Annotated in this window: 23 protein-coding genes; 13 read left to right on the top strand and 10 right to left on the bottom strand. The window is 56.1% G+C overall.

Annotation, left to right across the window (positions count from 1 at the left end; genetic code table 11):
* Positions 1 to 53: 53 nt before the first annotated feature.
* The 5 genes from pckA to OVA10_RS01420 all read right to left on the bottom strand — a co-directional run bounded on the left by pckA (position 54) and on the right by OVA10_RS01420 (position 6,193).
* Positions 54 to 1,673, bottom strand: a complete 1,620-nt coding sequence (gene pckA / locus OVA10_RS01440; protein ID WP_123429790.1) for a phosphoenolpyruvate carboxykinase (ATP) — start codon at positions 1,671 to 1,673, stop codon at positions 54 to 56.
* Between the two features lie 333 nt (positions 1,674 to 2,006).
* Positions 2,007 to 2,885 carry an Hsp33 family molecular chaperone HslO gene (gene hslO / locus OVA10_RS01435; RefSeq protein ID WP_268194998.1) on the bottom strand — a complete coding sequence of 293 codons (879 nt, stop codon included), beginning with the start codon at positions 2,883 to 2,885 and terminating at the stop codon, positions 2,007 to 2,009.
* A 23-nt stretch (positions 2,886 to 2,908) separates the two neighbouring features.
* On the bottom strand, positions 2,909 to 3,310 hold the full coding sequence (gene hslR / locus OVA10_RS01430; protein WP_100778599.1) for a ribosome-associated heat shock protein Hsp15: 402 nt from the start codon (positions 3,308 to 3,310) through the stop codon (positions 2,909 to 2,911).
* On the bottom strand, positions 3,307 to 3,990 hold the full coding sequence (yrfG, locus tag OVA10_RS01425) for a GMP/IMP nucleotidase (RefSeq protein WP_268194996.1): 684 nt from the start codon (positions 3,988 to 3,990) through the stop codon (positions 3,307 to 3,309). The genes hslR and yrfG overlap by 4 nt, the downstream gene beginning before the upstream one ends.
* A 64-nt stretch (positions 3,991 to 4,054) precedes the next feature.
* Positions 4,055 to 6,193: an intracellular growth attenuator family protein gene (locus OVA10_RS01420; RefSeq protein ID WP_268194994.1), complete on the bottom strand. Its 2,139-nt coding sequence runs from the start codon at positions 6,191 to 6,193 to the stop codon at positions 4,055 to 4,057.
* A gap of 321 nt (positions 6,194 to 6,514) precedes the next feature.
* Here OVA10_RS01420 and nudE point away from each other — a divergent pair, with 321 nt between their 5' ends.
* Complete coding sequence (nudE, locus tag OVA10_RS01415) at positions 6,515 to 7,075, top strand: ADP compounds hydrolase NudE (protein ID WP_100778602.1); 561 nt, start codon at positions 6,515 to 6,517, stop codon at positions 7,073 to 7,075.
* An 88-nt stretch (positions 7,076 to 7,163) separates the two neighbouring features.
* Here the strand turns inward: nudE and mrcA are convergent, their stop codons facing one another.
* Complete coding sequence (gene mrcA, locus OVA10_RS01410; RefSeq protein ID WP_100778603.1) at positions 7,164 to 9,716, bottom strand: peptidoglycan glycosyltransferase/peptidoglycan DD-transpeptidase MrcA; 2,553 nt, start codon at positions 9,714 to 9,716, stop codon at positions 7,164 to 7,166.
* A 119-nt stretch (positions 9,717 to 9,835) separates the two neighbouring features.
* On the opposite strand from mrcA, the gene OVA10_RS01405 reads away from it, so the two are divergent.
* The 12 genes from OVA10_RS01405 (at position 9,836) to trpS (ending at position 19,839) form a co-directional block, all read left to right on the top strand.
* A complete protein-coding gene (locus OVA10_RS01405; protein WP_268194992.1) occupies positions 9,836 to 10,618 on the top strand; it encodes a DNA utilization protein HofM in 783 nt (260 codons plus the stop codon).
* A complete protein-coding gene (locus OVA10_RS01400; protein ID WP_268194990.1) occupies positions 10,615 to 11,133 on the top strand; it encodes a PilN domain-containing protein in 519 nt (172 codons plus the stop codon). The genes OVA10_RS01405 and OVA10_RS01400 overlap by 4 nt, the downstream gene beginning before the upstream one ends.
* Positions 11,134 to 11,136: 3 nt before the next feature.
* A complete protein-coding gene (locus OVA10_RS01395; RefSeq protein ID WP_268194988.1) occupies positions 11,137 to 11,598 on the top strand; it encodes a HofO family protein in 462 nt (153 codons plus the stop codon).
* On the top strand, positions 11,588 to 11,992 hold the full coding sequence (locus OVA10_RS01390; RefSeq protein WP_268194987.1) for a HofP DNA utilization family protein: 405 nt from the start codon (positions 11,588 to 11,590) through the stop codon (positions 11,990 to 11,992). Before OVA10_RS01395 ends, OVA10_RS01390 begins: the two co-directional genes overlap by 11 nt.
* Positions 11,901 to 13,142: a DNA uptake porin HofQ gene (hofQ, locus tag OVA10_RS01385; RefSeq protein WP_268194986.1), complete on the top strand. Its 1,242-nt coding sequence runs from the start codon at positions 11,901 to 11,903 to the stop codon at positions 13,140 to 13,142. The genes OVA10_RS01390 and hofQ overlap by 92 nt, the downstream gene beginning before the upstream one ends.
* A gap of 297 nt (positions 13,143 to 13,439) precedes the next feature.
* Complete coding sequence (gene aroK, locus OVA10_RS01380; RefSeq protein ID WP_010436374.1) at positions 13,440 to 13,961, top strand: shikimate kinase AroK; 522 nt, start codon at positions 13,440 to 13,442, stop codon at positions 13,959 to 13,961.
* A 57-nt stretch (positions 13,962 to 14,018) separates the two neighbouring features.
* A complete protein-coding gene (aroB, locus tag OVA10_RS01375) occupies positions 14,019 to 15,107 on the top strand; it encodes a 3-dehydroquinate synthase (RefSeq protein WP_100778610.1) in 1,089 nt (362 codons plus the stop codon).
* 92 nt (positions 15,108 to 15,199) lie between these two features.
* Complete coding sequence (gene damX, locus OVA10_RS01370) at positions 15,200 to 16,486, top strand: cell division protein DamX (protein WP_107702713.1); 1,287 nt, start codon at positions 15,200 to 15,202, stop codon at positions 16,484 to 16,486.
* 67 nt (positions 16,487 to 16,553) lie between these two features.
* Positions 16,554 to 17,369, top strand: a complete 816-nt coding sequence (dam, locus tag OVA10_RS01365; protein ID WP_100778612.1) for an adenine-specific DNA-methyltransferase — start codon at positions 16,554 to 16,556, stop codon at positions 17,367 to 17,369.
* A gap of 41 nt (positions 17,370 to 17,410) precedes the next feature.
* Positions 17,411 to 18,088 carry a ribulose-phosphate 3-epimerase gene (rpe, locus tag OVA10_RS01360; protein ID WP_100778613.1) on the top strand — a complete coding sequence of 226 codons (678 nt, stop codon included), beginning with the start codon at positions 17,411 to 17,413 and terminating at the stop codon, positions 18,086 to 18,088.
* A complete protein-coding gene (gph, locus tag OVA10_RS01355) occupies positions 18,081 to 18,842 on the top strand; it encodes a phosphoglycolate phosphatase (RefSeq protein ID WP_100778614.1) in 762 nt (253 codons plus the stop codon). The genes rpe and gph overlap by 8 nt, the downstream gene beginning before the upstream one ends.
* The gene (trpS, locus tag OVA10_RS01350) at positions 18,835 to 19,839 is read left to right on the top strand and encodes a tryptophan--tRNA ligase (protein ID WP_100778615.1); all 1,005 of its coding nucleotides are present in this window, start codon (positions 18,835 to 18,837) and stop codon (positions 19,837 to 19,839) included. The genes gph and trpS overlap by 8 nt, the downstream gene beginning before the upstream one ends.
* A gap of 115 nt (positions 19,840 to 19,954) precedes the next feature.
* Here the strand turns inward: trpS and OVA10_RS01345 are convergent, their stop codons facing one another.
* From OVA10_RS01345 to nirB, 4 genes are all read right to left on the bottom strand, one after another.
* The gene (locus OVA10_RS01345; RefSeq protein ID WP_100778616.1) at positions 19,955 to 20,128 is read right to left on the bottom strand and encodes a YhfL family protein; all 174 of its coding nucleotides are present in this window, start codon (positions 20,126 to 20,128) and stop codon (positions 19,955 to 19,957) included.
* Positions 20,129 to 20,283: 155 nt separating this feature from the next.
* Positions 20,284 to 21,657, bottom strand: coding sequence for a siroheme synthase CysG (gene cysG / locus OVA10_RS01340; protein ID WP_268194983.1), 1,374 nt, complete (start codon positions 21,655 to 21,657; stop codon positions 20,284 to 20,286).
* Positions 21,658 to 21,809: 152 nt separating this feature from the next.
* Positions 21,810 to 22,136, bottom strand: a complete 327-nt coding sequence (gene nirD / locus OVA10_RS01335; RefSeq protein ID WP_268194981.1) for a nitrite reductase small subunit NirD — start codon at positions 22,134 to 22,136, stop codon at positions 21,810 to 21,812.
* Complete coding sequence (gene nirB, locus OVA10_RS01330; RefSeq protein WP_100778619.1) at positions 22,133 to 24,676, bottom strand: nitrite reductase large subunit NirB; 2,544 nt, start codon at positions 24,674 to 24,676, stop codon at positions 22,133 to 22,135. The genes nirD and nirB overlap by 4 nt, the downstream gene beginning before the upstream one ends.
* Between the last annotated feature and the right edge of the window lie 118 nt (positions 24,677 to 24,794).

The following is a 24,794-nucleotide window of genomic DNA, read 5'->3' as shown; positions in this document are numbered from 1 at the left end:
TCATGCTTTATAGTTCGGGTGAGCGCAGCGCCACCCGACACTATTTAAGCTTCTTACAGCTTCGGTCCCGCACTCACCAACGCCGCACCTGCTGGCGTATCGGTGTACTTCTCAAAGTTCTCAATAAACAGCTTCGCAAGGGCTTCTGCCTTCTCCTGCCACTGTTCCGGTGAGCCGTAGGTATTACGCGGGTCGAGGATATGGGTATCCACGCCCGGCAACGCCGTTGGGATTGCCAGATCGAACATCGGCAGGGTGAAGGTTTCCGCATCGTCCAGCGAGCCATCGATAATCGCGTCGATAATGGCGCGGGTATCTTTGATGGAAATACGTTTCCCCGTTCCGTTCCAGCCGGTGTTCACCAGATAGGCCTGCGCGCCTGCAGCCTGCATGCGTTTCACCAGCACTTCTGCGTACTGCGTCGGGTGCAGCGACAGGAACGCCGCGCCGAAACAGGCGGAGAAGGTTGGGGTTGGCTCCGTCACACCGCGCTCAGTACCCGCCAGTTTCGCGGTAAAGCCCGACAGGAAGTGATACTGCGTCTGGCTGGCCGTCAGGCGAGAGACCGGTGGCAGCACGCCAAAGGCATCGGCGGTCAGGAAGATCACCTTCGAGGCGTGGCCCGCTTTGGAGACCGGCTTGACGATGTTATCGATGTGATAGATCGGATACGACACGCGGGTGTTTTCGGTCTTCGAGGCATCGTCAAAATCAACGGTACCATCGGCGAGCACGGTGACGTTTTCCAGCAGCGCATCGCGGCGGATGGCACCGTAAATGTCCGGCTCGGCTTCGGCCGACAGACGGATCGTTTTGGCGTAGCAGCCGCCTTCGAAGTTGAACACGCCGTCGTCGTCCCAACCGTGTTCATCGTCGCCAATCAACCGGCGCTTAGGATCGGTGGAGAGGGTGGTTTTCCCGGTCCCGGAGAGACCAAAGAACACGGCCACGTCACCGTCTTCGCCCACGTTAGCGGAGCAGTGCATGGAGGCAATGCCCTGCAGCGGCAGCAGGTAGTTCATCACCGAGAACATCCCTTTCTTCATTTCGCCACCGTACCAGGTGCCGCCAATCAGCTGGACGCGCTCGGTCAGGTTGAAGGCAATGAAGTTTTCCGAGTTCAGGCCCTGCTCTTTCCACTGCGGGTTGGTGCATTTCGCGCCGTTCATGACGATGAAATCAGGCTCGAAATCCTGTAACTCTTCATCGGACGGGCGAATAAACATGTTCTTCACGAAATGCGCCTGCCAGGCGACTTCGGTGATAAAGCGAACGGAGAGGCGAGTGTCGGCATTGGCGCCACAGAAGGCATCAACAATAAACAATCGCTTGCCGGAGAGTTGATTCGTGACGAGTCCTTTCAGATGCTGCCAGGTTTCCTGGGAGAGCGGCTTGTTGTCGTTCTTCCCTTTGCCCTTATCTGCCCACCACAGCGTATCGCGGGTAGTGTCGTCACGGACGATATACTTATCTTTCGGCGAACGGCCGGTAAAAATCCCGGTGTCCACGGCGATAGCACCAGTGTTCGTCAACACACCTCGCTCGTATCCTTCCAGTGCTGGATTGAGCTCTTCCTGATACAGCGTATCGTAATCGGGGTTGTAGACGATTTCCTGGACGTCGTTGATACCATAAGCCTTGAGATCTTGCGGGGTTAAGTCTTTAACGCGCATGTCACTGCTCCTTAGCCAATATGTACTGCCTGAAATTGTAGGGTTTTTCTTAGGATGTTAACCGCGACGGGGCTCATAGATTTACGTATCTGGACAAAACCCTTCCTGACGGAAAACGCTGTGACTCCTGTCACGAAGCAGGGCGGATTATCGCAGGATTCGCTTTTTTGTGGGGGGAAATGTTCTCAAAAGGTTAAAACATGGAGTATTTAACCGGAAGAATGTGAATGTAATCGCATACATGTAAGAAAGTTACGTAAGGATTACATTACGAAAAACGATTCAGCTTAAAAGGGAGTTTTCCCCTCTCACCGGGCGTGAGGGGGGAGGGCATCAATGAACCTGCGGATCCGCCGGGGAGGCGTTGTTGCGGATCTCGGCGATATCCATCGAATTGAACACGTAGTGAGAACCACAGTAATCACAGTTCATATCGATTTCGCCATCTTCAGCCATGATGCTGTCGATCTCTTCGTCCGGCAGAGTACGCAGTGCGCCTGCGCAGCGTTCACGGGAACAGGTGCATTTGAACTCCACGTCCTGCGGATCGTAAAGCGTCACCTCTTCTTCGTGGTACAGACGCCACAGCACTTCATTCGCAGGCAGCGTAAACAGCTCTTCTGCTTTGATGGTTTCGGTCAGTGTCGCCAGATGCTCGAAATCGTTGCCCTGTGCGTTCTGGGCAGGCAGAACCTGCAGGAGCATACCGCCCGCCGCCAGTTGACCGTCTACTTCACCGGTGCGGATAAACAGGCGTGTTGGCAGCTGTTCGGAACGCAGGAAGTAATCTTCCAGGCACGCGGCCAGCGTATTGCCTTCCAGACCCACCACGCCCTGATAGCGCTCGCCTTCTTCTGGCGTAATGGTAATCACCAGGAAACCGTTGCCGACCAGCGTTTTCAAATCAGCACCTTCCGGCACCTCACCCTGCACGCGCGCCACACCGCGCATCTGCTGCTGGTTATTGCCGTTGATCACCGCCAGGGTCATCGGGCCGTCGCCCTGCAGCTGCACGGTGATATCCCCTGCAAACTTCAGCGTCGCTGTCAGCAGGCTGGTCGCCACCAGCAGTTCGCCAAGGATGTTTTTCACCGGCTGAGGATAGCTGTGGTTTTCGAGGATCTGTTTCCAGGTTTCGGATACCGTCACCAGCTCGCCGCGAACGGCAAATTGCTCAAACAGATAGCGATGTAATTGGTCGTGTTGGGACATAATTTTCTCTCTTTAAACGGCGATTACTCGTGTTCGCCGTGTTTAAATTTCATCAGATCGCGACGTTCTTTTTTATCCGGTCGCCTGTCCGGATGCGGCATGGTGAGGGCATTCATCTTGCGAGCCAGCGCCACTTTCTCGCGCTTTTCAACGCTTTCCGCCGTCTCTTCATACATCAGAACCGCTTCGGCAGCCGGGCGACGATGCTCGGTAACGGCTTTGACGATCACCGTGCGTTCATCGTTCCCCTGGCGCAGGGTCAGGGTGGCATTCAGTTCGACAAGTTTACTTGGCTTGCTGCGCTGCCCGTTGTAGTGCACCTTTCCCCCGTCGACCATTTCACGGGCCAGCGCGCGCGTTTTATAAAAACGGGCGGCCCACAGCCACTTATCCAGTCTTACCCCTTCGGAGGGTTTTTCTTTCATGGCGTCTCCTTCACGGTGAGTGAGGGGATCATTCGGCGATAGTCGTTCAGCGCCGGATGCCGCAGATAGCTTTTATCCGCCAGGCCGGAATCAGGATTCGTCACGCCCAGACAATAGCGAATACCAAATTTTGCCGCCGAATCCAGAATCGGTTCACTGTCATCAATGAACAAGGTTCTTTCGGGCTGCAAACCGGTCTCTTCCGCCACGGCCTGCCACAATCGCTGATCCTCTTTCGGATAACCAAATGTGTGGGTGGAAAGTAATAAATCAAGGTGCGACGCTAATCCGGTATGTTCGAGCTTTACCGCCAGATTGTGCGGATGCGCGTTGGTCAGCAAAATGCGTCGCTTGCCGCTCGCTTTTAGTGCATCCAGAAATGGCACCGTATCGTCGCGCAGCACCGCGTTCGGTCCCTGGGCGGTGGTCATGGCGCAGATATCCAGCCCGAGCTTTTCGCTCCAGTAATCCAGGCAGTACCAGTTTAGCGTATGCTGCACGGCGTGATACTGCTGGAGAATATAATCCTGCGCTTCTGCTGGAGTGATGCCCTGCTGCGCGCCATAAGTTTCAGGCACCAGCTTTTGCCAGAAGTGGGTATCAAATGCGAGATCGAGCAGCGTGCCGTCCATATCCAGCAGGACGGTATCAACGTCCTGCCAGGCAATATCAAGATGCATGAGGGGAACTCTCCAGCCAGAAGAAACGTGCGCGACAGGGTAGCATAACTGTCGCGCAGCGGTATTATCCGATCAGGCTGTCAGGCGCGGAGATGAGCTGCGGGTTGAGGCAGTTCTCGTAGTACTGCTGGATCTCGGCAAGACGCGTTCGCGAGCGCTGGTAGCGGCGCAGAGCGGCAATTCCGTTCCAGATAATGCACACCAGCATTGCCAGCATCAGCAGGGTGGTGCCGATATAACGCCACAATCCGGCGCTGTCCGGCATACGGTGCAGGTCAACGTGGCGCGTGCCGTTGGCGTCCGTGAAAATGCCCGTCACAATCCCTTCTGCACTGAACGGCGTTTGCATCAGCATCTGCGCCAGGCGCTGGAATTCGCCCCACTGATCCTGAGCCGGATAATCATACAGGGCCACTGGCGGGTAAGGCTGGTCGACCAAATCGCTGCCCTCGTCGCTGACAATCACAAACCCACCCGGTGCCGGGCTGTTTAACGCCTGGGCCGCGCGGGTGGTTTCCCGCATCACAAACGGTGCGGTGGAGGTGGTCACCAGATTCTCAAGCGATTCGGCACTCACCGGGCGCAGCAGAACGTTTACGCCATCGAGACGCCCTGCGTCAGCGCGTTTCACCAGCGCTTCCCAGTCTTTGCTGTTCCCGAGATTCACCAGCGCGTTTTTGAGACGTATACATTCATCTTCCGCAGAGCATAAATCCTGGGTTTTCATCACGATGTCGCCAAAATCATCCAGCAGCACCATTCCGGATTTCTGAATCGCGGCGCGCAGGGACTGGCTTACACGGGAGTTGTCTTCCGGCTTTGGATGAAGCTGGCGGCTCAGCGCCTGCGTCAGGGCTGTCGCTTTGCTGACCGTGTCTGATTCCGGCAGCGGCAGCGGTGGGGCGTCGTTCCAGATGATTTGTGAGCAATCAAACGGCGTAAACGGTGAATTCTGCCGCGTGTTCCAGGTGCCAGGCGCATGGATATTACACATGCCCGTTCCTTTCAGCTTCAGGGTATCACCCACGCGCACACCGGCCTCTTCCAGCTGATTAACGCTGGTGGCTTCAATGGTTTGTGCGCCTTTGATCCAGGAAAGAGTGAATTTGATCGGCATATCGAGCGGCACCAGCAAAATCAGCATCGCCAGCACCAGCGCAGCGCCACCGGCGATGACGGTACTGCGCAGCCAGTGCTGCAGCGGGAAGTTTTTCACTTCATCATGAAGCGATAAGAAACGGCCCTGACGCACGACGTGGCGGTCGAGGTAAATATCGATATCGGTTTTCTGCCCTAAATCCTGGGCGATCCACGGCTGCCAGTGGCGGGGATAGATCAGGTCGATAATCCCGAGCGAAATGTTGTTGATATGTTCCTGATCGTTCTCGCCGAACAGGCCCCAGCGCTTTGGCGTACCGCGCAGGCAGTGGATCTCACGCAGCGCGGTTTTGGCCGGTTTCGCGAACAATCCCCACAGGCCTGCGGCCAGCAGCAGAACGGCGCCGCCTGCGAGCCACGGCGCAAAAACGTCGGGCGTCATCAGGCAGAAGAAAAAGAGCAGGAAGGCGGCGACAATAAGGACTGCCTCACGAATGCCATCCGGGCGGCTGAGGGCGTACTCTTCGTGGGTTTCCTGGCGAATATTCAGCAGTTCGATCTGCTCGGTCTCTTCGCCGCGAATGGACGCCTGCGTGCCGCTGGTGCGTTCCAGCGCAAAGCGCGGCGCTTCCTGAACATATTCGCTCAGCGTATGGCCATTCAGGGCAATCACCAGCGGGATGGAATCCGTATGGATCAGCTCAACGCTATTTTCGTCATTAATATATTGTTCCCAGAACGGCGGCAGATGCACCTCGACGGAGTCGAGGTAGTAGCGCCATTTATTGGGATCGTCGGTGTTTATGCCGTAGCGGGTGATCGAGCGCGTCACGCAGAGCACAGTATCGCTTTGCGCGTTCAGCGTCAGGGAGATGGGCGCGGTGCTGGCGCCGGTCGGGCCTGGCGTCTGCAGGACACGGTTCAACGTATCAAGGTAATTTTCAATCGCGCTGCGCTCTTCAGGTGCGAGTTTGCGCGTGGTGGCTCCGGCAAAGGCGTTTAAAAAAGGCAGACGGTATTGCCGTTGTGCCCGACGCCTGAATAACCACCCTGCGAGCAATGCGCAGGCCAGCATAGCAACGAAAATTATTAGAATGGTGCTCATGCTTTCCCCATCTTACTTATCTTCAGGTGTTGTCAGTTGCACCCTTTACCGTGAATGAGTCTCTGTGGTTGGCTATCGGCAAGTATGGAGTCGAACTTGAGCGTTTTGAAGCGCATCCCAGTGACCGGAGATAATAGCAAAGGCAGCGAAGGCGGGATATCAGCAAATTCCTGGAGTTATTTCAACCTCTTGACTTTTGTTGTGAAATGAGGATTAACTCACGATACGTTGCAAAAATGTAAATAAAGAGCGATTGACATTGCCGAAACCGTGCGGCGTATCGCACAATGCACTCAGTTCACACAGCAAAGACCCATCAAGATGAGCAAACCCTTACAAAAGCCCACCATTCTGAATGTTGAAACCGTCGCCAAATCACGCCTGTTTACGGTGGAAAGTGTCGACCTGGAGTTCAGCAACGGCGTGCGTCGCGTATATGAACGTATGCGGCCCTCCACGCGCGAGGCGGTGATGATCATCCCCATTGTGGACGATCACCTGATCCTGATCCACGAATATGCGGTGGGCACAGAATCCTATGAGCTGGGTTTCTCGAAAGGGCTTATCGATCCCGGTGAAACCGTTTTTGAAGCGGCGAATCGCGAGCTGAAAGAAGAAGTAGGTTTTGGCGCGAAAGATCTGACGTTTTTGAAAAAGCTGAGCATGGCGCCGTCCTATTTCTCCAGCAAAATGAATATCGTGCTGGCAGAAGATCTCTATCCGGAGAAGCTGGAAGGGGATGAGCCTGAGCCGTTGCCGCAGGTGCGCTGGCCACTGGCGCATCTGATGGATCTGCTGGAAGAACCCGATTTTAACGAAGCGCGTAACGTGAGTGCGCTGTTCCTGGTGAGGGAATGGCTGAAAGGACAGGGTCGGCTGTAGCGCGTAAAAAACCGGGTGGTGTATTACCTTACCCGGCCAGGATTGTTAAAAACGGCTGCCTCAGGGCAGCCGTTTTGCATTTTACTTCTTAGAACAGCTCGTGCGTTTCGCCGTTATCGATAAGCTCGGTTCCCACCTCATGCACTGCCTGTGTGGTCGGCTGCGTGCCTTCGATGAAATACTCTGCCCGGCTGTTGCCACCGTTCGCTAACTGACCGGTGCTGCGATCGATATTCACCGTCACGATACCCGGCGGAGGGGTAAGCGGCTGCTCTGGTACGCCCTCAAGAACTGCTTTCATGTAAGCGTCCCAGGCTGGCTGCGCACTCTTCGCTCCGCCTTCGTAACCCGAAATCTGGTCTTTAATCGCGCCGGATGCCGTCGTGCGACCTAAATCGCGGCGGTGATCGTCAAAACCGATCCACACGGAGGTCACCACGCCCGGGCCGTAACCCGAGAACCAGGCGTCTTTCGAGCTGTTGGTGGTGCCGGTTTTACCGCCGATATCGTGGCGCTGCAAATCACGCCCCGCACGCCAGCCCGTACCCTGCCAGCCCGGTTCCCCAAAGATGTTGGTATTCAGCGCGCTTTTGATCAGGAACGACAGCGGCGTGTTGATCACGTGCGGTGCATACTCCTGCGCGCCGCTTTGGGCGACCAGCGCCTGGTTTGCCTGCTCAAGCTGCGGCTGCGGAACGACGGCGTTTTGCTGCTCCTGCGACTGAGCAACGTCTTCCATATCTTTGTTATCCAGCACGTTTGATTTTGGCGTATCGCCATAAATCACCGGAATATCGCACTCCGGGCAGGCGATTTTCGGCTTCGCCTCAAACAGCACGCCGCCCTGATCGTTTTCAATCTTGCTGATGAAATACGGGTCGACCAGGAAGCCGCCGTTAGCCATCACGGAGTAACCGCGTGCCACCTGTAATGGCGTAAAGGAGGCGGAGCCGAGGGCCAGCGATTCCGTATGCACAATATTTTGCGCCGGGAAGCCGAAGCGCTGCAGGTACTCTGCCGCGTAATCGACGCCCATTGCGCGCATCGCGCGAACCATCACCACGTTTTTGGACTGCCCCAGACCCTGGCGTAAACGGATAGGGCCAGAATATTCCGGCGGGGAGTTTTTCGGCTGCCAGTCGGAACCGGCACCCGCATCCCAGCGAGAAATCGGTACGTCGTTGAGGATACTCGCCAGCGTCAGACCTTTATCCATCGCCGCGGTATACAGGAACGGTTTGATGTTCGAGCCGACCTGGCGCAGCGCCTGCGTCGCACGGTTGAATTTGCTCTGGTTGAAATCAAAGCCGCCAACCAGCGCCATCACGGCACCGTTTTGCGGATTGATCGACACCAGCGCGGAGTTCACGTCGGGAACCTGCGCCAGCCACCAGGCGTCGTTCACCTGACGCACCCAGATTTGCTGTCCGGTTTGCACTGCATCGGTCACTTTACGCGGCGTCGGGCCTTGCGCTGTATCAGAGCGATACGGACGCGCCCAGCGGATACCGTCCATGCGCAGCGACACGGAGGTGCCGTCGGCCATCATCGCGGTGGCTTCCTGCGGATCGGCACGGGTGACGACTGCCGGCAGCAGCGGCCCGTAGGTCGGCAGCGTTTTCAGGGAGTCGATGATTTTTTTGCTGTCCCATGCGCTTTCGCCCACTTTCCACAGCACGTTCGACGGGCCACGGTAGCCGTGACGCATGTCGTAATCCATCACGTTGTTACGCACCGCCTGCTGTGCCGCCTGCTGCACTTTGCGGGTGATGGTAGTGGTGATCCGGTAGCCATCTTCATACGCCTGCTCGCCGTAACGGCTGACCATCTCCTGTCGAACCATTTCAGTCAGATAGGGGGCAGAGAAGGCGATTTCCGGCGCGTGATAGTTGGCGTCGATGGCGTCGTTGCGCGCCTGATCGTACTCAGTCTGGCTGATGTAGCCTTCGCTCAGCATGCGCGACAACACCACGTTACGACGCGCAGTGGCGCGGTTGAGGGAGTAGAGCGGGTTGAACGTTGACGGCGCTTTCGGCAGACCGGCAATGGTCGCCATCTCGCTTAAGGTCAACTGATCGACAGGTTTACCGAAATAAACCTGCGCTGCTGCACCTACGCCATAGGCGCGATAGCCCAGATAGATCTTGTTGAGGTAAAGCTCGAGGATCTCGTCTTTGCTCAGCAGTTGCTCGATGCGAATGGCAAGAAACACCTCTTTGATCTTACGCGTCAGGGTTTTTTCCGGGCTGAGGAAGAAGTTACGCGCCAGCTGCTGCGTGATGGTACTCGCCCCCTGAGAGGCACGACCAGAGAACAGCGCGACGCTGGCGGCACGGAAAATCCCCACCGGATCGACGCCATGGTGTTCGTAAAAACGGCTGTCTTCCGTGGCGATAAAGGCTTTCACCATCACCGGCGGAATCTGGTTAAGGGTCAGCGGGATACGTCGTTTTTCGCCGTACTGGGCGATCAACTCGCCATCGGCGCTATAGACCTGCATTGGGATCTGGAGTCGCACATCACGCAGTGTGGCGACATCGGGTAGTTGCGGCTCAATATATTTGTACAAACCATAAATCGAGCCTGCTCCCAGCAGAATGCAACAGACTGCAAGGATCAATAAATACTTTACGAACTTCACTGGAGATTTCCCATTTAGTTTCACTTGGGCAGTTTCTAAACAATCGCGCGGTAGTATAAAGGCAAGCCTGAAGCATTGATAGAGCCGTCACCTGACGGGCGATAAGGAGATCGTGAAGTATGGCTTTCAAAACGTGGCGAACAGGTTTTCATCTTCAACAAGATAGCGTTCTGGCTGTCTCAGTCACCCAGGAGCGCACCGGGTGGGGTCTGCGCCGCTGGTGGTGTATCCCGCTACCGGCGGGAATTATCCGCGACGGGAAAATTATCCAGCCGGAACAACTGGTTGCGGCGCTGAAGGACTGGAGTCAGGCACTGCCCCATTACCACCGCCTGTTTATCGCATTTCCGGCCGCCCGCACGCTGCAAAAGACGCTGCCTGCTCCGGCGCTGACGTTGCGCGACAGTGAACAGGCGTCGTGGATTGCCTCTGCGATGTCCCGTGAACTGGAAATGCCGCCAGAAGCGCTGTGCTTTGACTATACGCAAGACACCTTTAGCCGTGCCTTTCACGTGACAGCCGCACAAAACCAGGAGGTGGCGGCGCTGTTAACGCTCGGGGAGTCGTTGCGTCTGCATGTGGCGGCGATCACGCCCGACGCTGCGGCGCTGGCGAATCTCCTGCCGCTTCTTGACCCTCCCGTGCAGTGCGTGGCGTGGTGCGACGGCCAGCACTGGCTATGGTCGATGCGTCACCAGTGGGGGCGAAAACGCGCGGATGAGGCGAAAGATGTGGCCGAGCTGGCGGCCCTGTTAGCGCTTAGCCCTGAGGATATCGCGCTCTTCGACGCCGCAGCGCGTGATCCTTTTAGCCTGCTGGCGCGTTCTCAGCCGCCACTGCCTGAATGTGGCGCGGATTTTACCGTTGCTCTGGCCCTCGCGATGGGAGAACTCTTCGAGTGACAACGACTAACTTTTTGCCGTGGCGCCATCAACAACAGCACGCCTGCTGGCGTTTTTGGGTATGGCTGTTTGCAGGCTCCGGCCTACTTTCCCTTGCCGTGATGATAAGCCTGCGAACCGGCGATGGGCTTAAGGTGCGGGCGCTGGAGGCGCATCTGGCGGGTGAGCGCGTGATTCAACAAAAGCTGCTCGCCCATCGCGCGCAGTGGCAGGTGCTGCAGAAAGCGCACCCGCAAACCCTGCAAGCCGGGGTAGAGCGCGCGAAAACACAGGCCTGGCAATCATCGTTGGTTTCACTGGCGTCAATGATGCCGGCGCAGGCGTGGCTGACACAGCTTCAGTACCGGAAGCCTCGGCTAATGTTGACGGGGTTTGCCGCGACACCCGTCGCCCTTTCTGCACTGGCGGCGTCGCTCAGACAACTGCCGGGTTTTACTCTCGGGCCTGCGGGTGAAATGCAGCAGGACGCTGAGGGACGCTGGACGTTCAGTTTTATCCTCACGAGTCAGGGGTGAACCGTGAGCCTCTTTTATGAACGCTGGTATGAATTTCTACCGCGCACGCGCCTGTTCTGCTGGAGCCTTTTTACCGTCGCCGTACTGCTGGGTGCCTGGCTGCTGTTGGCGCGTCCGGTCATTCAGCAGCTCTCGCAGCTTGAGGCAAAGCGAAGTCAGGCTGGCGCAGAGCGCGCCGAATTATGGGCGAGTGAAGCGCAGCCACATCCGGTTTTGGCTGCGCCGGTGATCCCCGCGTCGCTGCCGTTTTCTCCGCTGGATTTTCAAACCGACGGCGTGCGGCTGGTGCGCTGGCTGCCTGGCGCCAACGGAGGGGAATTAACGCTGAAAGTGGACTGGGCGCAGATTCCGGCCGTGTTTGAGCGGCTCGCGCAGCGTGGGATGGCCGTGAGCGGGTTTTCCGTTAAGCCGGAGGAGACGCGGTTACAGCTGATTCTGCAGGTGGAGAACACCGATGCGAACTGAGCTGCGCTGTCTGATTTTGTGTTCACTGGCACTGCTCACCGGCATGCGTGACCCCTTTCGCCCGCCGGACGATCGCTGTGCCACAGGTGCATTAGCACGCTGGCGCTATCAGGGGATGATCCAGAGCGGAAGTGCTGTGGGTATCGTCAAGGATGAACAGGAGCGCTGGCATCGCATACGGCAGGGCGAACGACTGCCAGCGGGCTGGCAGGTGCTGACATTCAATGAAACGGAAATGGTCGTCGGGCTTGGCGAGGGATGTGAGCCGAAAGCGTGGCGATGGCAACGAGAGGGAACGAAGAATGAAACGACTCAGGAGAATCATCCTGCTGATGATGCTCAGCATGCCGACATGGGCCGCAGTGCCAAAACCCGTCACTCTGGCGGTGGATGACGTACCCGTGGTGCAGATTTTACAGTCACTGGTGGAGCTTGAGGGCCGTAATCTGATTGTTGCACCGGACGTGAAAGGCGCGCTTTCGCTGCATCTCACCCATGTCCCGTGGCGGCAGGCGCTGCACATCGTCGTGACCAGCGCCGGACTGGTGCTGCGCGAAGAGGGCGGTGTTTTCTATGTCAACACTGCCGCAGGGCAACGTGAGCAGCAGACGCGAAAAGAGGAGGAGCTGGCGCAGCAGAAACTGAATGTGCCGCTCTCCTCGCGCGCGATCTCTTTAGCCTACGCGGATGTCACCGAGCTGCAAAAAGCGGCGGAAAAACAGCTCAGCCCCAAGGGCAGTCTCTCCGTAGATAAACGTACCAACCGCCTGCTGGTGCGGGATATCCCCGTGGTACTCGATTCTCTGGAGCGCTGGGTCGAACAGATGGACCTGCCCGTGGCGCAGGTGGAACTCGCCGCCCATATCGTCACCATCAATGAAAAAAGCCTGCGTGAACTGGGGGTGAAGTGGAATCTGGCGGAGGCGCAGAGTGCCGGTTCACCGGGGCAAGTCACCACGCTGGGTGCTGATTTGTCAGTGGCGAGTGCCACAACGCACGTCGGATTTAATATTGGGCGGATTGACGGCAGGCTGTTGGATCTGGAGCTGTCGGCACTGGAGCAAAAGCAGCAGTTGGAGATCATCGCCAGCCCACGGCTATTGGCGTCGCATATGCAGCCTGCCAGTATCAAACAGGGCAGTGAAATTCCGTATCAGGTGTCCAGTGGTGAGAGCGGGGCGACATCGGTGGAGTTCAAAGAGGCGGTACTGGGGATGGAAGTGACGCCCGTGGTGCTTCCAAATGGCCGCGTGCGATTAAAGTTACACATTAGCGAAAATATGCCTGGCCAGGTTTTACAGCAGGCCGATGGCGAAACCCTGGCGATTGATAAACAGGAAATCGAAACGCAGGTGGAAGTAAAAAGCGGTGAAACACTCGCGCTGGGGGGAATTTTCTCGCAAAAGAATAAAACGGGCAGTGACAGTATTCCGGGTCTCGGTGGGCTTCCCTGGGTGGGGCAACTCTTTCGCCACGACGGCAAGGATAACGAGCGGCGCGAGCTGGTGGTCTTCATCACACCGCGTCTGATTAGTATTCAATAATGGAAACGATCCCCGCGAGGATTTTGCAGCCAGTTTGTTGCAGATGTTTGACGTGGGGCATGAATTAGCATACAAGGAGTACCGATTTGAGTTTCAGCTTCTCCTAATCTTACCTCTTGTTGCTTTAAGCATCTGGCGTGGTGATTTAATCAGTTGCCAAACAAGCAGGACTACTGAGATAATTTTTAGTCTGACTCTCGCACTATCGCATATGAGGTTTCAGTTCATGTCCTGCTACGCTGAGTGTCTGCGAAGCGGGGATTACCATTAACGAATAGTCTTAGTAGTACCGAAAAAATGGCAGAGAAACGCAATATCTTTCTGGTTGGGCCTATGGGTGCCGGCAAAAGCACTATTGGGCGCCAGTTGGCTCAACAACTCAATATGGAATTTTACGATTCTGATCAAGAGATTGAGAAACGAACCGGAGCTGATGTGGGCTGGGTCTTCGATGTAGAAGGCGAAGAAGGTTTCCGTGACCGTGAAGAAAAAGTTATCAATGAACTTACGGAAAAACAGGGCATCGTGCTGGCAACGGGCGGTGGTTCTGTAAAATCTCGCGAAACTCGTAACCGTCTCTCCGCCCGCGGCGTTGTGGTCTATCTTGAGACGACCATCGAAAAACAGCTGGCACGGACGCAGCGCGATAAAAAGCGCCCGTTACTGCAAGTTGAAACGCCTCCACGTGAAGTTCTGGAAGCATTGGCCGGTGAGCGCAATCCACTGTACGAAGAGATTGCTGATGTAACCATTCGTACCGACGATCAGAGCGCTAAAGTGGTTGCAAACCAGATTATTCATATGCTGGAAAGCAACTGATTCTGGCTTTATATACACTCGCCCACGGGTATAAGCATTTAAGGTGGATGTCGCGTCATGGAGAGGATTACAGTTACTCTCGGGGAACGTAGTTACCCTATCACCATCGCGGCTGGCTTGTTTAACGATCCAGCTTCCTTCTTACCACTGAAAGCGGGTGATCAGGCAATGCTGGTCACCAACGAGACTCTGGCTCCGCTTTATCTCGACAAGATTCGTCATCTGCTGGAACAGGCAGGCGTGAAGGTCGACAGTGTGATTCTGCCTGATGGCGAGCAGTATAAAAGCCTGGCGGTACTCGATACCGTCTTCACCGCATTACTGCAAAAACCGCATGGTCGCGATACGACACTACTTGCCCTGGGCGGTGGTGTTGTTGGCGATCTGACGGGGTTTGCTGCGGCAAGTTATCAACGTGGTGTTCGTTTTATTCAAATTCCTACCACGTTACTCTCGCAAGTCGACTCCTCAGTTGGCGGCAAAACGGCCGTCAATCATCCGCTTGGCAAAAACATGATTGGCGCGTTCTATCAGCCCGCTTCGGTGGTGGTGGATCTCGACTGTCTGAAAACCCTGCCTAAACGCGAACTGGCGTCAGGCCTTGCTGAAGTGATCAAATACGGCATTATTCTTGACGGTGAGTTCTTCACCTGGCTGGAAGAGAACATGGATGCGCTGCTTAACCTTGACGGTCAGGCACTGGCGTATTGCATCCGCCGTTGTTGTGAGCTGAAAGCCGAAGTCGTTGCAGCGGACGAGCGGGAAACCGGCTTACGTGCTTTACTGAATCTGGGGCATACGTACGGTCACGCGATTGAAGCCGAAATGGGCTACGGTAACTGGCTTCATGGTGAAGCGGTTGCTGCAGGCATGGTAATGGCTGCTCGCACCTCCGAACGTCTGGGTCAGTTCACGAAAGAAGAGACTCAACGCATCATCACGCTGCTGGAGCGCGCGGGTTTACCCGTGACGGGACCACGCGAGATGTCTTCGCAAGCGTATTTACCCCACATGATGCGTGATAAAAAAGTATTGGCTGGCGAGATGCGTTTAGTCCTCCCGCTGGCAATAGGGAAGAGTGAAGTGCGCGGCGGAGTGTCGCACGAAGTGGTTCTTGGCGCGATTGCTGATTGCCAGCAGGCGTAACAACTAGAAAGGTCTGGCTACTGTCAAAGGTGGCTATTTAGATTCAGGTGCAATGCAACGTCGTAAGCATGAGCCTTTGAGTGGGGTGTTAAATGGATGAATTCAAACCAGAAGACGAGCTGAAACCCGATCCCAGCGATCGTCGTACTGGTCGTTCTCGTCAATCTTCAGAACGTGATAACGAGCCGCAAATCAACTTTGACGATGTTGATTTGGATGCAGACGATCGTCGTCCGTCACGCAGCCGCAATGCGCGTGATGAGCGAGAAGAAGAAGAGGGTTATGAGTCCGAAGAAGATTCAATGGACGAAGAGCCTGTAGAGCGTCGCCCACGCAAACGTAAAGCGGCAGCAAAAAAACCGGCTTCCCGCCAGTACATCATGATGGGCCTTGGCGTGTTTGTCCTGCTGCTGCTGATTATCGGCATCGGCTCCGCGCTGAAAGCACCGTCAACAGATTCCACTGAGCAGACGCCTTCTGCCGAAAAGAGCATTAATCTTTCGGGGAATGACACTGCCGATCAGGCCAATGGTGCGCAGCCTGCGCCTGGCACAACATCTGCTGAGCAGACTGCAAATGCGACGCAGGATGTTTCTCTGCCGCCTGTCTCCTCAACGCCAACTCAGGGTCAAACGCCTGCTACGCCAGAAGGCCAGCAGCGTGTAGAAGTTCAGGGCGATCTGAATAACGCACTGACCCAACCGCAGAGCCAGGATCAGGTGAACAACGTAGTGGCTAACTCTACGCTGCCAACCGAGCCTGCGACGGTAGCTCCGATTCGTGGTGGCGCGGCTCAACCGCAAACCGCAGCAACGGAAACCAAACCGCGTCAGACTCAGACCCAGACCCAGACTGCGCCTCGACCAGAGCGCAAGCAGGCTGTCATTGAGCCGAAGCGTGAAACCAAACCGCAGACGGTTGCGAAAGCGCCAGAAGCGAAACCTGTTGCACAGCCTAAGCAGACCGAAACCGCAGCCGTGAAAGCGCCTGCTGCGACAACGACTGCACCGAAGGCCACGACCTCAACGCCAGCAGCCACGCCTGCGCCAGCCGCGACGGCAACGGCCAGCGCTGCAGCCACGGGTAAATCTACGGGCAACGTGGGTTCGCTGAAATCAGCGCCTTCCAGCAACTACACGCTTCAGTTGAGCAGCTCTTCCAGCTACGACAATCTGAACGGCTGGGCGAAGAAATCGAATCTGAAAAACTATGTGGTTTATCAGACGACCCGCAACGGGCAACCCTGGTATGTGCTGGTGAGCGGTGTGTACGCGTCTAAAGACGAAGCGAAACGCGCAGTTGCCGCGTTACCTGCGGATGTTCAGGCGAAAAACCCGTGGGCGAAACCGATTCATCAGGTTCAGGCTGATTTGAAGTAATGGTTAAAGCGCAGGATGCTGTCGGAGCTTTTTCCACAGCCGGAGAAGGTGTAATTAGTTAGTCAGCATGAAAAAAAATCGCGCTTTTCTAAAATGGGCGGGGGGGAAATACCCCCTGCTCGACGATATTAATAAACATCTGCCGAAAGGCGAGTGTCTTATCGAGCCCTTCGTGGGCGCCGGGTCGGTGTTCCTGAACACCGACTTTTCTCGCTATATCCTTGCGGATATCAACAGCGATCTCATTACCCTCTACAACATCGTTAAAACTCAGACAGATGAGTATATCGATGCGGCGCGTCAACTCTTTACCCCAGAGAACAACAACCCGGACGCCTACTATCAGTATCGCGCCGAGTTCAACCAGAGCACGGATGCGTTCCGTCGCGCGCAGTTGTTCTTGTATCTGAACCGTCATGGCTACAATGGCCTGTGCCGGTACAACCTGAAGGGTGAATTTAACGTGCCGTTTGGCCGCTACAAGCGTCCCTACTTCCCGCTGGCCGAGCTGCAGCATTTTGCCGAAAAGGCACAGAAAGCGGAGTTCCATTGCATCTCGTATGAAAAGTGCATGGAAATGGCGAACGCAGACTCCGTGGTTTATTGCGATCCGCCTTACGCCCCGCTCTCGGCCACGGCGAATTTTACCGCCTATCACACCAACAGCTTCAGCCCGAAAGAGCAGGCTCATCTGGCTGAAATGGCGGAAAAGCTGGTCAGTAAGCAAATCACGGTGTTAATTTCGAACCATGACACGCCTGATACTCGCGAGTGGTACAAAGCGGCGAACGATCGTATTCAGCTTAAAGTGCGGCGCAGTATCAGCAGCAACGGCGGCACACGTAAAAAGGTGGACGAACTGCTGGCTCTTTATCGACCCTGAGCCGTTTCGCCCGCCGGTAACTACATTTCAAGGAGATGCGGATGAAACAGTTTTTGATTGCTCCCTCAATTCTGTCAGCCGATTTCGCCCGCCTGGGTGAAGATACGGCCAACGCCTTAGCCGCCGGTGCGGATGTGGTCCATTTCGACGTCATGGACAATCACTACGTGCCGAACCTGACCATCGGCCCGATGGTTCTGAAAGCGCTGCGTAACTACGGCATCACCGCCCCGATTGACGTTCACCTGATGGTGAAACCGGTCGATCGCATTGTGCCGGATTTTGCCGCCGCAGGGGCCAGCATCATTACCTTCCATCCCGAAGCCTCCGAGCATGTCGATCGCACGCTGCAGCTGATTAAAGAAAACGGCTGCAAAGCGGGCCTGGTGTTTAACCCGGCAACCCCGCTCAGCTACCTTGATTACGTCATGGATAAGCTGGATGTGATCCTGCTGATGTCCGTTAACCCAGGCTTTGGCGGCCAGTCCTTTATCCCGCAAACGCTGGATAAACTGCGCGAAGTGCGCCGTCGTATTGATGAGTCTGGCTATGATATCCGCCTGGAAGTGGACGGCGGCGTGAAGGTCAACAACATTGGCGAGATCGCGGCGGCGGGTGCGGATATGTTCGTTGCCGGCTCGGCGATTTTCGACCAACCGGATTACAAAAAAGTCATTGAAGAAATGCGCGCTGAACTGGCAAAGGTAAGTCATGGATAAGTTGAAGGCAATTCGGGGCGTCGCATTCGACCTCGATGGCACGCTGGTCGACAGCGCGCCAGGTTTAACCAGCGCCGTGGATCAGGCGCTCTATGCGCTCGAACTGCCGATGGCAGGCGAAGATCGCGTAGTGACCTGGATCGGTAACGGCGCAGATGTGCTGATGGAACGTGCCCTGACATGGGCGCGCCAGGAGCGTGCGATTCAGCGCGCCGCGCAGGGTAAACCCGGCGTTGATCACTCGGATATCCCTCAGGACGAGCAGTTACGCGTCCTGCGTAAACTCTTCAATCGTTACTATGAAGAGACGGTGGAAGAGGGCAGCTTCCTGTTCCCGGACGTGGTAGAAACCCTTAGCGCGCTGCATTCTAACGGCCTGCCGCTGGCGCTGGTAACCAACAAGCCGACGCCGTTTGTCGCTCCGCTGCTTGAAGCGCTGGGCATCGCGAAGTATTTCTCCGTGATCGTCGGCGGTGATGACGTACAAAATAAAAAGCCGCATCCTGAGCCGATCTTACTGGTGGCAGGAAAACTGTCGTTGTCGCCTGAACAGCTGCTCTTTGTCGGCGATTCGCGCAATGATATTCTGGCGGCCAAATCGGCAGGATCCCCCTCCGTCGGCCTAACCTATGGCTACAACTACGGTGAAGCCATTACGCTGAGTGAGCCGGACGTGGTGTTCGATCACTTCAAAGATTTACTGCCCGCACTCGGGCTTTCGCACAGTGAACATCAGGAATCGAAAAATGACTAAGCCCATCGTATTTAGTGGCGCACAGCCTTCAGGTGAATTGACCATTGGTAACTACATGGGTGCGTTACGTCAGTGGGTCAACATGCAGGATGATTATCACTGCATCTACTGCATCGTGGATTTACACGCGATTACCGCGCGTCAGGATCCAGAGAAACTGCGTAAAGCGACGCTGGATACGCTGGCGCTGTACCTGGCCTGTGGCATCGATCCTGAGAAAAGCACCATCTTCGTGCAGTCTCACGTGCCAGAACACGCACAGCTCGGCTGGGCGCTGAATTGCTACACCTATTTCGGTGAACTGAGCCGCATGACCCAGTTCAAAGACAAATCCGCGCGCTACTCTGAAAACATTAACGCCGGTCTGTTTGACTACCCGGTGCTGATGGCGGCAGATATTCTGCTGTACCAGACTAACCAGGTCCCGGTCGGTGAAGACCAGAAACAGCATCTGGAGCTTAGCCGTGATATCGCCCAGCGCTTCAATGCCATTTATGGTGATGTCTTTAAAGTACCAGAGCCGTTCATTCCGAAATCCGGCGCGCGCGTAATGTCTCTGCTTGAGCCGACCAAGAAGATGTCCAAGTCCGACGATAACCGCAATAACGTGATCGGCCTGCTGGAAGATCCGAAAGCGGTGGTTAAGAAGCTTAAGCGTGCAGTGACCGACTCCGACGAGCCGCCTGTTGTTCGCTACGACGTGCAGAACAAAGCAGGCGTATCAAACCTGCTGGATATTCTCTCCGGCGTGACCGGTCAGAGCATCCCTGAGCTTGAGCAGCACTTCGAAGGCAAAATGTATGGTCACCTGAAAGGGGAAGTGGCTGAGGCGGTTTCCGGCATGCTGACTGACCTGCAGGAGCGTTATCACCGTTTCCGTAACGACGAAGCGTTCCTGAACAACGTGATGCGCGACGGTGCCGATAAAGCCAGCGCTCGTGCGTCTGAAACCCTGAAAGCGGTGTATGACGCGATTGGGTTTGTAGGTAAGCCGTAAGCCGTTGCCGGGTGGTTTGACGTAGACCGGGAAAGCGCGAGCGTAACCGGCGAAACAACCGCTCTGCACCAAAAAAAACCGGGATATTCCCGGTTTTTTTGTGCCTGAAAAAGACTTACGGCTGTTCTGCCGCCGGGCCGCAGCCGCCGATCATTTTCGAAATCGAGATCGCAGGGTGCAGGAAGTAATCATAGCCGCAGTTGTTTTTGGTGTTTTGCACGTGACCCGTACACGCCGTCAGGGTCGATAACAAGCCAACTAACACAGCGGCTTTTGCCAGTTTAAACATACACTTTCCTTGTAATGGAGCCGTACTTTTGGATGTAAAATGAGGGAATTAATGGAAAAGATTCCATTTCGCAGGCGGTATGTTATCGGCAGGTGTCAGGCGGGAGTAGTCCGGTTAAAGACTACTCCCTGAAGTGTGAATATGCGGGGGTAAGATTAATGGTTGGAGAACCAGTTCAGCTTTTCGCGCAGTTCGACCACGCGGCCGACAACGATCAGCGCCGGGCTTTCCACCTGCTGCGCCAGTTCACCCAGTTGAGTCAGAACGCCGCTCACCACGCGTTGCGTAATGGCGGTGCCGTTTTCCACCAGCGCCACCGACATATCCTCCGGCATACCGTGTTCCAGCAGTTTTTCCTGGATGGTGGCCGCCTGGTTTAGCCCCATGTAGAACACCAGCGTCTGTTTCTCTGCGGCCAGGTTATGCCAGTCCAGCTCGCTGCCGGTTTTCAGGTGGCCCGTCACCAGGCGCACGCTCTGGGCGTAATCGCGATGAGTCAGCGGAATACCGGAGTAGGCCGAGCAGCCGGACGCTGCCGTAATTCCCGGTACAACCGAGAACGGAATACCCGCATTGCAGAGCGTTTCCAGCTCTTCGCCGCCGCGCCCAAAGATAAACGGATCGCCGCCCTTGAGGCGCACCACGCGTTTTCCTTTTTGCGCTTCGCGCAGCAGAATCTGGTTAATCTCTTCCTGCGGCACGCAGTGATACCCGGCGCGTTTACCCACGAAGACCCGGTCAGCGTCGCGGCGCACCAGATTCATGATGTCATCAGAGACCAGACGATCGTAAACCACGATATCCGCCTGCTGGATCTGCTGCAGCCCTTTCAGGGTCAATAGCCCCGCGTCACCCGGCCCTGCGCCGACCAGCACCACTTCACCGCGATGGTCCAGCGGCTCGGTCAGCAGGCGTTCGGTGGTCTCGGTGATGGCTTTCTGATCCTGATTCGCCAGCGACTGCGCCAGGCGATCGTTTACAAAGAATTTTTCCCAGAAGCGACGGCGCTCGCCAACGGTGGCGAAGGTTTTCTTCACCCGCGAGCGGAGTTGCCCCGCGTAGTGCGCCACCTGACCAAGATGCTGAGGCAGTATCGCTTCCAGTTTCTCACGCAGCAAACGCGCCAGCACCGGAGAGGTGCCGCCGGACGACACCGCCACCATCAGCGGCGAGCGGTCGATAATCGACGGCATAATAAAACTGGCCTCTTTTGGCGCGTCGACCACATTGCAGAAAATACGGCGGGTTTCACAGGCGTCGCTGACGCGCTGGTTCACTTCGTCGTTATCTGTAGCGGCAATGGTCAGCCAGCAGGTGTCGAGCAGCGCTTCGTCGAATTCGCCTTCGACCAGTGTCACCATGCCTTCCTGCGCCCATACGGTGAACTGAGGGTCAAAGGCGAGGGCATTCACCGTCAGTCGGGCACCCGCTTCTAACAGCAGACGCGCTTTGCGTTCAGCGACATCGCCACCGCCCACCAGCAGGCAGTCGCGATGGCGTAATTGACAGAAAATCGGCAGGTGATCCACGACATTACCTCTTAAGAGTGGGCTTTCGCCTGAACAGTTGCGATGGTTTACGGAGTCGGATGCTCCGCTTTGTGAGTAGCATACTCGTAACGACAAGCGTCATACAGAAAACATGTGAAACGCACGGGAGGCATTGCGCCTCCCGTTCTGGTTTAGCCTTTCAGCTGCACGTTGCCGTCTTTCACGCGAACGTCGTAGTGCTTCACAGAATGACTTTCATCCTCCATACAGTGCCCGTCCGTTAAGCGGAAACGCTGTTTTTTCAGCGGGCTGGCGACCCACAGCTCGCCCTGGTGTTCAGCAATCAGGCCGCGAGACAACACGCTGGCCTCAAAGAACGGGTCAATATTGCTGATCGCGAAGAGCTGTTCATCGTGGCGCGGGCGGATGATTGCCACATGCTCGTTGCCCAGCAGCGCACAGACGCCCGTCGCTGGAATGATGTCGTCGATTTTGCAGATGTTTACCCACTGGCTCATACGTTTTCCTCCACCAGAGTCACCGGAATGCGCTCGTATGGCGTTGCCGGACGGTGCTGCTCGCGCTCAGGAACAACCTGTACGTTCGGATCGCGCTGGGTGCTGTTGATAAAGTGTTTGAAGCGAACCTGCGCGGCTGGCGTGTTGACGGTTTCTGTCCACTCGCAAATGACGGCCTCGCGCAGGCGGGCAATCTCTTCTTCCAGATGCTCGTTCAGGCCAAGTTTATCGTCGATGATCACCGATTTCAGGTATTCGATGCCGCCTTCCAGGTTATCGAGCCAGGAGGCGGTACGGGTCAGTTTGTCGGCGGTACGAATGTAGAACATCATGAAGCGGTCGAGATACTTGAGCAGGGTTTCGCGATCGAGATCGGCCGCCAGCAGGTCGGCGTGACGCGGTTTCATCCCGCCGTTACCGCACACGTACAGGTTCCAGCCTTTTTCGGTGGCGATAATACCCACGTCTTTACCCTGCGCTTCCGCACATTCGCGGGTACAGCCGGAGACGCCAAACTTCATTTTGTGTGGGGTACGAATGCCCTTGTAGCGGTTTTCCAGCTCAACGCCGAAGCCCACGCTATCGCCCACGCCGTAACGGCACCAGGTGCTGCCGACGCAGGTTTTCGCCATACGCAGCGCTTTGGCATACGCGTGACCGGTTTCGAAGCCCGCTTCGATCAGCTGACGCCAGATTTCCGGCAGGTCGTCTTTCTGCGCGCCAAACAGACCGATACGCTGGGAACCGGTGATTTTGGTGTACAGGTTAAATTCGCGCGCCACGCGTCCCACGGCCACCAGCCCTTCCGGGGTGATTTCGCCACCGGCGGAACGTGGGATCACGGAGTAAGTCCCGTCTTTCTGGATGTTCGCCAGGAAGTTGTCGTTGGTATCCTGCAGCGGCGTGTGCTCTGGCTTCAGGATGTATTCGTTCCAGCAGGAGGCCAGCAGTGAACCGACGGTCGGTTTACAGACTTCGCAGCCGTAGCCCTGACCGTGTTTTTGCAGCAGTTCGTCGAAGGTTTTGATGCCTTCCACGCGGATCAGGTGGTAAATCTCCTGGCGTGAGTAAGAGAAGTGCTCACACAGGTTGTTGTTCACTTCGATGCCCTGTTTCGCCAGTTCGGCGTTCAGCACCTGGGTGACCAGCGGAATACAGCCGCCGCAGCCGGTACCGGCTTTGGTTTCGGCTTTCAGGGCGGCGACGGTATGGCAGCCTTTGTTGATCGCCGAGATCAGCATGCCTTTGGTCACGTCGAAGCAGGAGCAAATCTGCGCGCTGTCGGGCAGTTTATCCACGCCGATAGAAGGTTTACCGTTGGAGGCGTGAGCCGGCAGGATCAGCGCGTCCGGGTTTTCCGGCAGTTCGATGGCGTTCAGGACCAGCTGCAGCAGGTTACCGAAATCGCTGGTATCCCCCACCAGCACCGCACCCAGCAGGTTTTTGTTGTCCTGACTGACGATCAGGCGTTTGTAGACTTCTTTGCTTTCGTCGAGGTACACGTAGCTGCGACAGCCTGGCGTGCGGCCGTGCGCATCGCCGATCCCGCCGACGTCCACGCCGAGCAGTTTCAGCTTGGCGCTCATGTCCGCGCCGGTGAAGGCATTTTCGTTACCGAGAATATGGTCAACGGCGACCTGCGCCATTTTGTAGCCGGGTGCCACCAGACCATACACGCGGTTGTTCCAGCTGGCGCATTCGCCGATGGCGTAAATGTCCGGGTCGGAGGTCTGACAGGCGTCGTTAATCATGATCCCGCCACGCTGAGCCACGGCCAGACCGCACTGGGTCGCCATTTTGTCGCGCGGACGGATACCGGTGGAGAAGACGATGAAGTCGACTTCCAGCTCGCTGCCGTCGGCAAAGCGCATGGTTTTACGCGCTTCGGTGCCTTCCTGAACGATCTCTTTGGTATTTTTGCTGGTGTGAACTTTCACACCCATGCTTTCGATTTTACGGCGCAGCTGATCGCCACCCATGTGGTCGAGTTGTTCAGCCATCAGCATCGGGGCAAATTCGATGACGTGGGTTTCGACCCCCAGGTTTTTCAGCGCGCCTGCCGCTTCGAGGCCCAGCAGACCGCCGCCGACTACCGCACCGCGTTTACTGCGGCGTGCACAGGATTCGATCGCTTTGAGGTCTTCAATGGTACGATAAACGAAGCAATCCTGCGTTTCCGAGCCTTTTATTGGCGGGATCCACGGGTAAGAGCCAGTCGCCATGATCAACTTATCGTAAAAAACCGTGCGTCCGGCACTGGAGTGAATCACTTTTTCCTGGCGGTTGATGGTGATAGCGCGTTCGCCCACCAGCACCTTGACGCCATGCTTCTCGTAGAAACCTTCACGCACCAGCGAAAGTTCTTCCGCGGTGTGATGAGAGAAGTAGGAAGAGAGGTGTACACGATCGTATGCTTTGCGGGGTTCTTCACAGAAGACGGTAATATCGAACTGGGCAGCGTCAGCTTTATCAAGGAGATCCTCAATAAAGCGGTGGCCGACCATGCCGTTACCGATAATAGCGAGTCTGACTTTGCTCATTTTTGCCTCGATTTCTTTTCTATTACTGCCTACCTTAACGATTCAGCAGGGGCACTTATTGATGCAAATCAAATACGCCTTAACCTACCACTTAGTGGGTATATGACTGATTTGTCAG

The sequence above is a fragment of the Lelliottia sp. SL45 genome (assembly GCF_026672535.1).
Classification (GTDB): domain Bacteria; phylum Pseudomonadota; class Gammaproteobacteria; order Enterobacterales; family Enterobacteriaceae; genus Enterobacter; species Enterobacter nimipressuralis.
The sequence above is the reverse complement of the archived record's forward strand: the minus strand, read 5'-3'. Positions and strand labels throughout refer to the sequence as shown.